The organism is Marinobacter segnicrescens, from assembly GCF_900111555.1.
GTDB classification, from domain to species: domain Bacteria; phylum Pseudomonadota; class Gammaproteobacteria; order Pseudomonadales; family Oleiphilaceae; genus Marinobacter; species Marinobacter segnicrescens.
Genome location: NZ_FOHZ01000009.1, coordinates 38,340 through 51,216, shown reverse-complemented (window position 1 = coordinate 51,216; position 12,877 = coordinate 38,340). Strand labels below are relative to the sequence as shown.

10 protein-coding genes are annotated in these 12,877 nt (G+C 61.0%); 2 read left to right on the top strand and 8 right to left on the bottom strand.

What is annotated here, in order from left to right; genetic code table 11:
* A complete protein-coding gene (dctP, locus tag BM036_RS10635; RefSeq protein WP_091851581.1) occupies positions 1–1,041 on the bottom strand; it encodes a TRAP transporter substrate-binding protein DctP in 1,041 nt (346 codons plus the stop codon).
* 248 nt (positions 1,042–1,289) lie between these two features.
* On the bottom strand, positions 1,290–2,756 hold the full coding sequence (locus BM036_RS10630) for an amidase family protein (protein ID WP_091851578.1): 1,467 nt from the start codon (positions 2,754–2,756) through the stop codon (positions 1,290–1,292).
* 103 nt (positions 2,757–2,859) lie between these two features.
* On the opposite strand from BM036_RS10630, the gene BM036_RS10625 reads away from it, so the two are divergent.
* The gene (locus tag BM036_RS10625) at positions 2,860–3,600 is read left to right on the top strand and encodes an enoyl-CoA hydratase-related protein (protein ID WP_091851576.1); all 741 of its coding nucleotides are present in this window, start codon (positions 2,860–2,862) and stop codon (positions 3,598–3,600) included.
* 71 nt (positions 3,601–3,671) lie between these two features.
* Here the strand turns inward: BM036_RS10625 and BM036_RS10620 are convergent, their stop codons facing one another.
* The 5 genes from BM036_RS10620 to BM036_RS10600 all read right to left on the bottom strand — a co-directional run bounded on the left by BM036_RS10620 (position 3,672) and on the right by BM036_RS10600 (position 9,891).
* Positions 3,672–4,439 carry a class II aldolase/adducin family protein gene (locus BM036_RS10620; RefSeq protein WP_245742573.1) on the bottom strand — a complete coding sequence of 256 codons (768 nt, stop codon included), beginning with the start codon at positions 4,437–4,439 and terminating at the stop codon, positions 3,672–3,674.
* 203 nt (positions 4,440–4,642) lie between these two features.
* A complete protein-coding gene (locus BM036_RS10615; RefSeq protein ID WP_091851573.1) occupies positions 4,643–5,785 on the bottom strand; it encodes an acyl-CoA dehydrogenase family protein in 1,143 nt (380 codons plus the stop codon).
* A gap of 10 nt (positions 5,786–5,795) precedes the next feature.
* Positions 5,796–6,992 (bottom strand): acyl-CoA dehydrogenase family protein, encoded by a 1,197-nt coding sequence (locus tag BM036_RS10610; protein WP_091851570.1) that lies wholly within the window; start codon positions 6,990–6,992, stop codon positions 5,796–5,798.
* A 415-nt stretch (positions 6,993–7,407) separates the two neighbouring features.
* On the bottom strand, positions 7,408–8,577 hold the full coding sequence (locus BM036_RS10605; RefSeq protein ID WP_091851567.1) for an acyl-CoA dehydrogenase: 1,170 nt from the start codon (positions 8,575–8,577) through the stop codon (positions 7,408–7,410).
* Positions 8,578–8,685: 108 nt separating this feature from the next.
* Positions 8,686–9,891: a 3-oxoadipyl-CoA thiolase gene (locus BM036_RS10600; RefSeq protein WP_091851565.1), complete on the bottom strand. Its 1,206-nt coding sequence runs from the start codon at positions 9,889–9,891 to the stop codon at positions 8,686–8,688.
* Between the two features lie 255 nt (positions 9,892–10,146).
* Between BM036_RS10600 and BM036_RS10595 the strand changes: the two genes are divergently transcribed.
* Entirely contained in the window at positions 10,147–11,478 is a 1,332-nt protein-coding gene (locus tag BM036_RS10595) for a hypothetical protein (protein WP_091851562.1), read from the top strand.
* Between the two features lie 6 nt (positions 11,479–11,484).
* Here the strand turns inward: BM036_RS10595 and BM036_RS10590 are convergent, their stop codons facing one another.
* A complete protein-coding gene (locus BM036_RS10590) occupies positions 11,485–12,807 on the bottom strand; it encodes a lipopolysaccharide biosynthesis protein (RefSeq protein WP_091851560.1) in 1,323 nt (440 codons plus the stop codon).
* Positions 12,808–12,877: the final 70 nt, after the last annotated feature.

The following is a 12,877-nucleotide window of genomic DNA, read 5'->3' as shown; positions in this document are numbered from 1 at the left end:
TTACAGGTAGCCGAGGTCGCTCAGGAAGCTCTTGAGCATGGACAGGGCTTCGGCAGCCTTGTCACTACGCTTGCCTTCCTCGTCCCACATGGCCTGACCCACCTGGACCAGGTGGTCCTGCACGTCCTGGGGCAGGGTGTTCACTTCAACACCCTCCTCAGCGATAGCCTTGGCCAGGGTGATGCGCTCCTTGTACAGGTACTCATTGGTGCGGTACCAGAACTGCTCCTGGAGCACGTCCTTGACCAGCTGCTGCAGGTCTGCCGGCAACTTGTCCATGGCCTTCTGGCTGACGATGATAACGTCAGTACCAGCAATGTTCAGGGCTGGCTGAACGTGGTACTTGGCGATCTCGTACAGGGCCATGGAGTAAGCACCCTGGGCAGCACCCCAGTGGGCGCCGTCAACAATGCCGGAGTCCAGCGCGGTGTACAGTTCGCCGCCCGGGATATAGGAAGCAGCAGCACCGGCTTCGGTCAGGAACTTCTGCAGGGCACCGGAAGAACGGATCTTCAGGCTCTTGAAGTCCTCCAGGCTTTCAATCGGCTCCTTGACGACCATTTCGGTGGGGTAGACCTTGTCGGTGGCCCAGTAAACGCCGTGCTGGGCAGCTTCTTCGCGCAGCATTTCCTCAAAGCCCAGGGCCTGGTGGAAATAGGCGGCTTCCCAGACGTTCCGGAATGCGAAGGGCAGACCGGAAGCGATGCCCGCCAGGGTCATCTTGTCAGAGGCGTAGGACGGAGAGATGGTACCCATCTCAAGGATGCCACGGCTGACCGCGTTGAAGGTCTCCTGGGCCTTGAACAGGGAGCCGGCTTCGAACAGCTGAAGCTTCAGGCGACCATCAGAGCGCTCTTCCAGCTGCTCTTTCAGACGGCCCAGGCTGTCCTTGTAGGAGCTGGAGGCACCCGGCCAGTGGGATTGAACTTTCCAGGTAAAGGTTTCCTGGGCGGCGGCGGGCGTTACAGCAAGGGCGGCAGAGACGCCCAGGGTAAGTGCCGAGGCAAATACCGTGAGTTTTTTGCGAACGTTGTTAAGCATTACTTCTTAACCTCTTTGTTGTTTTCCTGTGGGGACATCCTGTCGTTGATTTCATCAGGCGAAACTTATGACTGCAGAACGGATCCGCGTTTCCCAAATTTATCGCATTCGAGCGAGCGTTTGCAATACCAGTCGTCGGGCCATTGGTCGCAACCGGGCCATGGACGGCAAGGTCCGGCGTTGCGAAATGTGCGCCGGACCCAGTTGAAAAAGATAGTTTATGCAAGGGATTTTTTCCTGCCGATCAGTCAGATCGGATCCTGGGATTCCTTCAGCTGTGGCCAGGGCAGCCCTTCTGGGAAGAGCCGAGCCTGGGCCTGGCGAGCTACCTCTATAAGGGTCTTCTCGCTCCAGGCGGGGCCGATAATCTGGACCGCCCGGGGCAGGCCGTCGTCGCCGAAGCCTACCGGGAAGCTGATGGCAGGCAGTCCCACTACCATCGCCACGCCGGCCCACACGGTGACATCCAGGTATGGCTCCTCCTTCCCATTAATGGTCAGGGTGCGTGCCATAGCCGAGGTCTCCTGGTCATGGGGGAACGGCAGGGTGTTGGTCACCGGGCAGATCATCAGATCATGGTCCTCGAAGAACCGGGCCCAGGTCCGTTGCAGTTGTGCCCGCTCCTCGTCTTTCTGCAGCCATTCGCCATGGCTTTGCAGGGCTCCCCGGGCAAAGCGGTGGGAGTAGTCATCGCCTTCTTCCCCGGCCAGTTTCGCCAGGCGATCGCGAACCTTCGGAGGCAGGCCCTGGCTCATGACGCCACCGAGCAGGTGGTAGTAGAGGCGATGGCTTTTCTCCAGGGTCAGTCCTTCCGGCTGGGCGTCCTCAAGGCGGGCGCCAAGGGATTTGAGTTGGTCGCAGAAACCGACCAGGCCGCTCAGTACTTCGTTGTCCACCGGCGCCCAGTCGTCATTGAGCCAGGTGGCGAAGCGGTATTCCTCCAGGGGTTTCTTGCTGGCCGGGGGCAGGTTCACCTGCCAGGGGGCCATGTCATCGTCGGGACCGGACAGCAGGTCCAGTTCTGCCTCCAGGTCATCCAGGTGCCGGGCCAGTGGACCGCCCACGCCCATGTCCCGCTTGGCGACACTGCCGGGAGTGCCCGGCACATGGCCGCGCATGGGGACCAGGCCAGACGTGGTTTTCAGGCCATAGATGCCGCAGAACGCGGCCGGTGTGCGGATGGAGCCGCCAATGTCGCTGCCCAGCTCCAGTGGTGTCAGGCCTGCGGCCAGGGCCGCTGCCGCACCACCGGACGAGCCGCCCGGGGTCAGGTCGGTGTTCCAGGGGTTATTCGTGGTGCCGTAGATCTCATTGAAGGACTGCAGGTCACCAGCGAACTCCGGCACATTGGTCTTGCCGAAGATAATGGCACCGGCATCGAGCAGCCGCTGGACTGCAACGGCGGTGCGGGGAGAAACATGATCCTGGTAACCCTTGTGGCCGGCGGTGGTAGGCCAGCCTTCGAGCTCCCAGGTTTCCTTGATGGTCATCGGTACGCCATGGAGCGGTCCCAGGTCACGGCCATCCTCGGCAGCCTTGTCAGCAGTACGCGCCTGCTCCCTGGCCTGCTCTTCCTTCAATACCACAACGGCATTCAGGGCCGGGTTGTATCGACGGGTGCGTTCCAGGAAGTGGTCCAGCACCTGTTCGCTGGTGTATTCGCGGGCCTTGATGCCCCGGGCCAACGCAAAGGCGGATAGTTTATGGAAGTCCATGGTATCTCCATTGTGGTTGTTTTCGTGTGGGAGTCACGAACATAGAATATCCGGTCGTTTTGTGAAACAGTATTTCGAAATTTTGATGCCGCCTGGAGGTTCCATGATCAAGACTGAAAAGAAGAACGGCTTTGTTCACCTGCTGATTTCCCGCCCGGAGAAGAAAAACGCCCTGACCCGGGATATGTATTCTGCCCTGGCTGAAGGCGTGGAGAAGGCGGCGGCGGATGAATCCGTCAACGCCATTGTGATCAGCGGTGATGGTGGTGTGTTTACCGCGGGCAATGACCTGGATGACTTCCGTGCCCGCGCCACGGATACCAACCCCAAGCCGTCCGCCGGCCTGGCTTTTATTGAAACCCTGATGAACTGTGACACACCGGTTCTGATTGCTGCCGAGGGGCTGGCCATCGGCATCGGAACCACCATGCTGCTGCATGTAGACGGGGTCTACGCGGGTGAGTCTACCCGCTTCAAGACCGCGTTTGTGGACCTTGGCCTGGTGCCGGAGGCGGCTTCAACCGTGACCATGCCTCTCCACCTGGGTGCCCGCAAGGCGGCGGACCTGTTGTTGATGGGGGATGTGCTGAGCGCTGCCGAAGCGGCCGAGATCGGCCTTGTCAGTCGCACAGTGGCTGACGGTAAAGCCCTGGATGAAGCCTTCGCCGTGGCCGAAAAGCTTGCCGGCAAGCCCCGTGAGGCCCTCAGGGCGAGCAAGCGACTGATGAAAGCGCCGTGGAAGGCCATGACCAAGGATGCGCTGGAGCGCGAGCGTGAGGTCTTCTCGGAGCGACTGCGCTCAGACGATTGCCATGCAGCACTGGCTCGTATGGGAAAGAAGTAAGCCTGCAGACAGGAAAAGGGGTAGCAGGTGGCTACCCCTTTATGCGCCTGCCAGTGGGGCGGGCAGGTTGATCAGACCGCGTAACCCGGGTTCTTGCTGTCCAGCAGACGGATCAGCGCCGGCCAGGTCAGGGCCGCAGCCTTGCCCAGTGACTGGGATTGTTCCCGGGTGGTCTCGATGGCTTGCTGTGAAGGCAGGCAATAGGGCGCCGGTGTGCGCACCTGGATTTCACAGGCTTTCATCAGGAAGTAAAGATAGGTAAAGCATTCCGGTACGGAGCCACCGGCGGTCAGGATGCCGTGGTTGCGCAGCATCAGCATGTTCTTTTCACCGATGTCCCGGATCAGTCGCTCCCGCTCGTCCAGGTTCAGGGCAACACCTTCATAGTCGTGGTAGGCCAGGTGATCCAGGCACAGCATGGCGGTCTGGCTCAGGGGCAGCAGGCCCTCCTTGTGAGCGGATACGGCAACACTGTCTGCCGCGTGCACGTGCATCACCGCGTGGGCATCGTCACGACCCATGTGGACGGCGCTGTGAATGGTGAAGCCCGCCGGGTTGACCCGGTCGATACCGCCCGCTTCCACCACCTGGCCTTCCTTGTCCACCTTTACCAGCGATGACGCGGTGATTTCGTGGAACAGCAGGCCATATGGATTGATCAGGAAGTGGTGGTCCGGACCCGGTACCCGCGCAGACAGGTGGGTAAACACCAGGTCTTCCCAGCCATACAGGGCGACCAGGCGATAGGCGGCAGCCAGCTCGGTGCGGACTTTCCATTCGGCTTTCTTCAGCTCGTCGGTATCCATCGTGTTGGTACCGGTGATGTTGGATGCATTCATACTGCGTGATCCTCTTGTTGTTGGACATCGGGAGTCTCGGGCTCCCTGTGTTCTGGGGGTGAATGACAGTGTAGCTCGTTAATGGGATAGGGAGATACCGCTTGGTGTCTCCCACAAAAAAGGGGCGGCCTTTGTGGGGCCGCCCCGAACGCTCTCCAACTGGAGGAGAGACCCGACAGGTTCTTTTACTTCCTTTTACCGGCTCAGCTGGCCTGCAGCAGGGACGCGTAACGCTCCAGATGGAAGTCGTCATCGCCCAGCTGGTGGCCGATCATGACCAGGCGCTTGGCATAGTGCGCGAAGCTGTATTCCCAGGTCATGCCGATACCGCCGTGGGACTGGATGCCCTTCTCGGAGATAAACTGGCCGGCACGGTTAATGACGTTCTTGGCGGCGGCCAGGGTACGACGGCGCTCGTCGCTCTGCTCGGCATCCGCGTAGCTGGCGGCCAGGATGGCCATGGAGCGGGCCTGCTCCAGCTCGGACATCATGTCGACCATGCGGTGCTGCAGGACCTGGAATTTGCCGATGGGCACTCCGAACTGCTTACGCTGCTTCAGGTACTCCAGGGTCAGCTCGTTGGCTTCTTCCATGCAGCCCACGGCTTCGGCGCAGAGGGCGGCGATGGCGCGGCCGGTCTGGTATTCGATAACGTCAGCTGCCTTGCCTTCCTCGCCCAGCAGGGCGTCAGCGCCTACCTGCACGTTGTTCAGGACGACGTCGCAGCCCTTGGCACCGTCAACGGTGGGGTAGGTGCGACGCTCAACGCCTTCGGCGTTCGGGTCGATGGCGAACAGGCTGATACCGTCGGCATCGTTCACATCACCGGAAGTGCGGGCAGACACGATGATCAGGTCGGCACAGTGACCACCGATCACAACGGCCTTGCGCCCGCTGAGGGTGTAGCCGTCGCCGGATTTCTCGGCCTTGCTGGCTACCTCGTTCTGGTTGTAGAACGCTTGCGGCTCCTGCAGGCCAACCGCCACTTTCAGTTCACCGCTGGCCACGCCGGCCAGGTACTTCTCTTTCTGCTCGTCGTTACCCGCCTGGCTCAGGATGCCGCCACCCAGAACCACGGACTGCAGGTATGGCTCCAGGCACAGGCCACGGCCCAGTTCGGTCATAACGGACTGGATTTCGACACCGCCGCCGCCAAAGCCGCCCAGCTCCTCAGGGAAGGGAACGGCTGTCAGGCCCAGCTCGCCGAGCTGTTTCCAGAAATCTTCGCTGAAGCCCAGCTCGGTTTCGCTGAATTCCAGGCGCTTTTCAAAGCTGTACTCACCGCGGACCAGGCGCGCCACGGTGTCCTGCAACATCTGTTGCTCTTCGCTCAGAGTGAAGTCCATGGTCGCCTCCTTATAGTCCCAGAATCATTTTGGATACGATGTTCTTCTGGATCTCGTTGGATCCGCCGAAAATCGACAGTTTGCGGTTGTTGAAGTACTGAGAAGACAGCGGGGCCGCGTTCTCGTCAGACAGGAAGTCGCCTTCGTAGTCGTAGCTCATTTCTTCTTCAACAAACGGAATTGCGTAGGGACCAAGGGCGCGACGGGCCAGGTCATTGATGGCCTGGCGAATTTCGGTGCCCTTGACCTTCAGCATGGAACTCTCGGCACCCGGAACACCACCGCCCTCTACGGCCGCGATGATGCGCAGGTTGCTGATAGAAGCCGCCATCAGGTCGATTTCAACCTGGGCAATGCGCTGGCTGAAGGTGGGGTCTTCCAGCAGCGGCTTGCCGTTCTTCAGGCGGCGGCTGGCCAGCTGTTTGAGGTGGGACAGGGCCGCCTTGGACAGGCCGATGCCAGCCAGGCCGGTACGCTCATAGGTGAGCAGGTACTTGGCGTAGGTCCAGCCCTTGTCTTCTTCACCTACCAGGTTCTCGACCGGCACTTTCACGTCTTCGAAGAAGACTTCGTTGACTTCGTGCTCGCCGTCCAGGGTGATGATCGGACGTACGGTGATGCCCGGGGTGTTCATGTCGATCAGCAGGAAGGAGATGCCTTCCTGGGCCTTCACCTCGGTGTTGGTCCGCACCAGGCAGAAAATCATGTTGGCGTGCTGGCCCAGGGTGGTCCAGGTCTTCTGGCCGTTGACGATATAGTGGTCGCCGTCACGGACCGCGCGGGTCTTCAGGGAGGCCAGGTCGGAGCCGGCGCCAGGCTCGGAGTAACCCTGACACCACCAGTCTTCACCGGACAGGATGCGGGGCAGGTACTGTTGTTTCTGCTCTTCGTTGCCGAACTTGATGATAACCGGGGCTACCATGTTCACGCCGAAGGGAATGGAGCGGGGTACGCCGTAGGCGCAGGACTCTTCGTCCCAAATGTGCTTCTGAACCGGGGTCCACTTCACACCGCCGTACTCTTCCGGCCAGTGGGTGGCGTACCAGCCCTGTTCGCTGAGAATCTTTTGCCAGCGCTGGTGGTCTTCCTTGGTCAGGCGACGGAAGCCCTTGACCTTGGCAGCGATATCAGCCGGCAGTTTTTCGTCCAGAAAAGCGCGCACTTCGTCGCGGAAGGCAAGCTCTTCAGCCGTGTAGTTCATGTTCATGAATCAACCTCTCGGTTCGTTCTAGCGAAAACATATACCGCATAGCAGAATATACCTATGATGGAGGAACGCCATTGACGTGTCAATTCCCCGGGCGCTGAACGGCGCCGGAGTACGCGTAACTCCAGTGTGCCTGTGGAGCCTGGTGAGGGAGGGTCCAGTGATACGGACCCGCAGGCCGAGGTCGTTTTTGTAGGAGTGGGTCCGCTTGGTGAAACAGGTTGATCAAAAGTGATCAGAAAGATATGCGGCAAGGTCGCTGCCGGCAGGCGGAGGTCACTGAAACAGGCGGTCCCATTCTAGTGGATTGAGGCGCATATTGCTCGCCTGAGACTTAAATGGGGCATTATGGCGACCCTGAAACAAAAAAACAGGACCCGAAGGCCCTGTTTTGTGAACGCTACTGCACCTGGTGTTACTTGAACGCCTGCAGTCCGGTCTGGCCACGGCCCAGGATCAGGGCGTGAACGTCGTGGGTGCCCTCGTAGGTGTTGACGGCCTCCAGGTTCATTACGTGGCGGATGACGTGGTATTCGTCAGAGATACCGTTGCCGCCATGCATGTCACGGGATACCCGGGCAATGTCCAGGGCCTTGCCGCAGTTGTTGCGCTTGAGCAGGGAGACCGCATCCGGTGTGGCTTCGCCCGCGTCCATCATGCGACCCAGTTGGAGCACGGCCTGCAGGCCCAGGGTGATCTCGGTCTGCATGTCTACCAGCTTCTTCTGGATCAGCTGATTGGCGGCCAGGGGCTTGCCAAACTGCTGACGCTCGAGGGTGTAGGTGCGGGCGGCGTGCCAGCAAAACTCGGCGGCGCCCAGGGAGCCCCAGCTGATGCCGTAGCGGGCCTTGGTCAGGCAGCTCAGCGGGCCTTTCAGGCCTTCCACGTCCAGCTTGTTCTCTTCCGGTACGAAGACCTCGTCCATGAAGATGGAGCCGGTTTCAGACGCGCGCAGGGAGAACTTGCCTTCGATCTTCGGGGTATCCAGGCCCTTGGCGCCTTCGCGCTCAATAATGAAGCCGGTGACCTTGCCGTCCAGCTTGCCCCAGACTACGCATACGTCTGCAATCGGCGCGTTGGTGATCCAGGTCTTGGAGCCGCTCAGAAGGTAGCCGCCGTCCACTTTCTTGGCACGGGTTTCCATGCCGCCGGGATCGGAACCGTGGTTGGGCTCGGTCAGACCGAAGCAGCCAACCCATTCGCCGGAGGCCAGCTTGGGAAGGATGCGCTTCTTGGTCTCTTCCCGGGCGTAGGAGAAGATCGGGTACATGACCAGGGAAGACTGCACGCTCAGGGCGGAGCGGTAGGCGGAGTCCACACGCTCCACTTCACGGGCGATCAGGCCATAGCAGACATGGTTCAGGCCCGGGCCGCCGTATTCTTCCGGCAGGGTTGCGCCGAGCATGCCCAGTTCGCCCATCTGGTTGAAGATGCTGCGGTCGAATTTCTCGTGACGGTTGGCCTCGGTGATGCCGGGCATCAGGCGCTGGTCACAAAAGCTGCGGATGCTGTCCCGAACCTGGCGTTCGGTTTCGTCAAGCTGCTTGTCAAACTGAAGCAGGTCGTCCCAGGGAGCGGAAGCCATAGTGTGTCTCCTGAAGTACTGGCGGGCGGTGTCGGCATTCGGCACCGCCCTGTTGGGGGTTTGGTGTAGGCGGCAGGGCCGGAGCCCGGCCGCCCTTATGGTTGGGGATCAGTCCTGGTACCGCTCGATAACGGCGGCGATCCCCTGGCCAACGCCAATGCACATGCTGATCAGGGCGTAGCGGCCTTCCATGCGCTCCAGCTGACGGGTCGCCGTCAGCGCGATCCGCGCACCGGAAGCACCCAGCGGGTGGCCTACCGCAATGGCGCCACCGTTGGGGTTCAGGCGCGGGTCGGTCTGGTCGATGCCCAGCTTGGTGGTGCAGCCGAGTACCTGGGCAGCGAATGCCTCGTTGATTTCGATCACGTCCATATCGTTGATGGACAGGCCGGCGCGGGCCAGGGCCTTCTCGCATGCGGGTACCGGGCCATAACCCATCACCCGGGGCTCAACGCCGGCAATGGCGGCAGACACAATGCGACCGCGGGGCTTGATGCCGGCCTTTTCGCCCGCTTCCAGGGAGCCGATGATCAGCGCAGCGGCACCGTCGTTGACACCAGAAGCGTTGCCGGCGGTGACCACGCCGCCTTCAAACAGCGGGCGCAGGTTAGACAGGGCGGCCAGGTCAGACTGCGGGCGCGGGTGCTCGTCCTGGTCCACGGTAACCGGCGGCTTCTTGCGTCCCTGGGGTACTTCAATGCCGAGGATTTCCTCGTCATAGAAGCCCAGCTTGCGAGCCGCTTCATAGCGGGCCTGGCTCTGGGCTGCGAACTCGTCAACCTTGTCACGGGTAAGGCCCAGGTCCCTGGCGATGTTGTCAGCGGTCTGCGGCATGGTGTCGTTGCCGAATTCTGCTTCTACCCGCGGGTTGGGGAAGCGGGCACCGATGGTGCTGTCGAACATGCGGAAGTCACGGGAGTAGGGCGCTTCGCTCTTGGCCATAACGAAGGGCGCACGGCTCATGCTCTCGGAGCCGCCGGCGATAAACAGCTCGCCTTCGCCACAGCGTACAGCACGGGCCGCATCGATAATGGCTGCAAGACCGGAACCGCACAGGCGGTTAACCGTCAGGCCACCAGTTTCAACCGGCAGGCCCGCCATGAGGCCCGCGTGGCGTGCTATGTTACGGGCATCTTCGCCAGCCTGGTTGGTGCAGCCGGCGATCACGTCTTCGTAAGCGCTGCGCTCGAATCCGTTGCGCTCGATAACGGCCTTGATAACGCTGGCCAGCAGGTCGTCCGGGCGTACCTTGGCCAGGGCGCCGGCGTGGCGTCCGAAGGGGGTTCTCAAGCCGTCGTAGATATAGGCGCTCATGTTCTCTCCTGTGCTGATAATCCGCCTGGGAAGTTAACCTTCCGGGCGGTGAATAAGGAATCCAGTTTGTGCCGCCCTATGATAACGGAAAATGCCAGGCGCTTGTCTTGGCAAAAATGATGATGTAGTTTCATCAAGCGAAACTGAATTTTATCCAAACTTCAGGGTGGCTAAAGATTAATCCGGCCGATGGGCAATTGCAAGCTGTCAGGGCCGCACACACCGCCACCCGATTTCCGGGGAAGTCCGCCTTCTATGAGCCGTTACCTGCTGTCGCTGGCCGTTGTCATCGAACTGCTGGCGCTGATGACGTCCGCACGTGCCTTGAGTATAGCTGCCGGCTGCCTGTTTATCGGCTATTTCACCCTGTTTATGGGGCGTATCACCCTGTATTCCCGCTCCCTGTTGTTGATCACCCTCGCCATTGTCGCCGCCCTGGCGGCCACCGGTAAACTGACGGGCGCCGGTCTCCTGGATGCCGCAGCTTCCGCCGGTTTCTATGGTGCCTTTCTGGGCAGCCTCGGCATGATGCAGTGCCTGGTGCGGCGGTTCGAGGTGCTTCGCCGTATCCATGACGTACTGCTGGGTGGGCCGCCGTTTCTGCTGTACCCCAAATACGCCGTTACCACCCTGAGCATCGCCTCGGTGCTCAATTTTGGCGTGATGAATCTGCTGTGCGGAACGCTCACCTCCACGCTTGATGAACGCAACATTCAGGGGGAGTCCCGCCTGAACTGGATTCGCAGTGTACTGATCAGCGCCCTGCGGGGCTTCTCCCTGGTCCCGCTGGTGGCTCCCACCAGCGTGGCTGTCGCCATTATCACCCGGGAGGTTCCGGACATTTCCTGGTCCGGCCTGCTGCCCTATGGCATAGCCGCAGCGGCCTTGCTAATCGGCGTCGGCTGGGTGCTGGAACAGGGCCGGTTCCGCAAGATCAGCGAGGAGCGGGTAAAGCTGGAAGGCTGGCCCCAGGGTACCCGCACGCTGGTCGTGGTCGTGTCGCTGATTCTCGGCTGCATGGCCTTGCTGGTTTACACCGCCGGGTTCAATGTTTCCCGGGCGGCGATGATCGCGGTACCGTCGGTGACGATCCTCTATATGCTCTGGAAGGAGCGTGATCCGCTGGCGGTGTTCCGGGAGGCTACCCAGAACGTCGCGGGTATGAGTAACGAGATGGCGATCTTTGCCTCGTCTGCCTGCCTGGGTGTGGCCCTGATGACCCTGGTGCCGGATGACCTCATCTCCGGCGTTGCGGCCCGGGAGGCCGGAGTCTACCTGGTGGCGGTGGCGGGCATGTTGTTGCTGCCACTATTATCGGCCATCGGTGTCATTCCTATCACCTCACTGAGTATTGTGGGTGGCCTGTTGCCTCAGCTGGAAGCCGCCGGTATGGCCATCATGCCGATCGCGGTGGCGCTGATTATCGGCTTCTCCCTGGCCATGATGCTTTCCCCGATGGGCCCGGCGGTCAGCTTGCTGGCCCGGTTCGGGCGGGTCTCCCAGCTGAAGGTGGCCTTTGGCTGGAATGGCTTGTTTGTAGCGGCCGCGTTGCCCCTTCTGTTGTTGTTCCTGGCACTGCTGGTCTGAGCGTAGTCAGGTGCTTGCCGTCAGTGTGTCCTGGTTGCGGATTTCACTGTTCAACGCCCGGAATACGAATACCACGGTCAGCACCCGGTGCACGGATAACAGAATACTGTAGGCCCAGAGCGTCGCCTCAATGGGCCAGCCCAGCAGCCAGCCCGGCGCGAACGCCAGCAGGATAAACAGCGCCCGCTGGATATTGATAAACAGGAATACCCGCTCCCGCCCCATTACCGAGAACACCCGAACCACCGGCGAGGTGGCAAACTGGCTCAGCAGGAACAGCGACAGAATGGCCGCGTACTGCCCGGCCGCTCCCCATTGCTCGCCGAACACCAGGGTGAACAGTGGCTCGCCGAACAACGCCAGTACGGCCACCGGTGCAATGGAAAGCACTGTGAGCGTTCGAATCACCGACCAGGTGATCCTGCGGATCTTCCGGGGATGCTTCTTGCCGATCGCGGACATCTCCGCGTAATAGGCCTTGCTCATGTTGTCGCCAATCAGCGCCATGGGCAATGAGATCGCCATAATGGCCAGGCCCAGCTGGCCGGTGGTGCCGGCGTCGTAGATTAATGCGGTCAGCAATACCGGTGCCTGTATTGAAAAGGCCAGCAGCACCTGTGAAGGCATTCGCCAGGTGGGAAACCGGCGATACAGCGAAGCGGTTTTTTTCAGGCGGGACCAGCTGACGTAGCGCCAATTTTGCCGGAGATCCGTGCGAAAGCGACGAAACAGTGAGCCAGTGCCTGCGCTTTGGGTCACCACCTGGCCCACAAGTAGCCCCACAGAGGTAAATCCGGCCAGTCCCAGCCCCAGTTTTGCCAGAGCGCCGCCGATACTCTGGGTGATCTGCGAGCGGGCTATGGGCTTGTAGGTGCGCCGGCGGGACGCCCAGAGCGTGGCCGTCTCGTAGCCGGCAGTACCCAGCATTCCCAGTCCCAGCAACCACCACCAGGGCACGAGCGCCTCCATGGAAAAGGGCGCAAGCAGGGTCTCGCCAAACAGCCCGAGGGCCAGGGTGACCAGGCTGGTGGTCACAAGCATCAGCAGGCCGGACAACACCAGCAGGTTCATGGCCAGGCCATCCCGCCGCGGCAACGGAATGGCCATCACATAGCGGAAGGTAAGAAACGGCACCAGCAGGAAAATCAGCGAGGTAAATACCGACAGCACGCCATAGTCATCCGGCGTGTAGATGCGGGTCAGCAGCGGTACCACCAGCAAGGCGATGGCCTTGGCTGCGCCGCTGCCCAGTGCCATGGTTACCATGCCCCGGAAGACCTGCCCCGCAGAGCCTTCAAACATCCGCTGTACCGGGTTGAGTAGTTTCATTCCCTGAAGATCACCGTGAATAAACGCGTAGATGGTAGTGGTCGGCCCGACAGCTCCCTGGGCGGCGCCA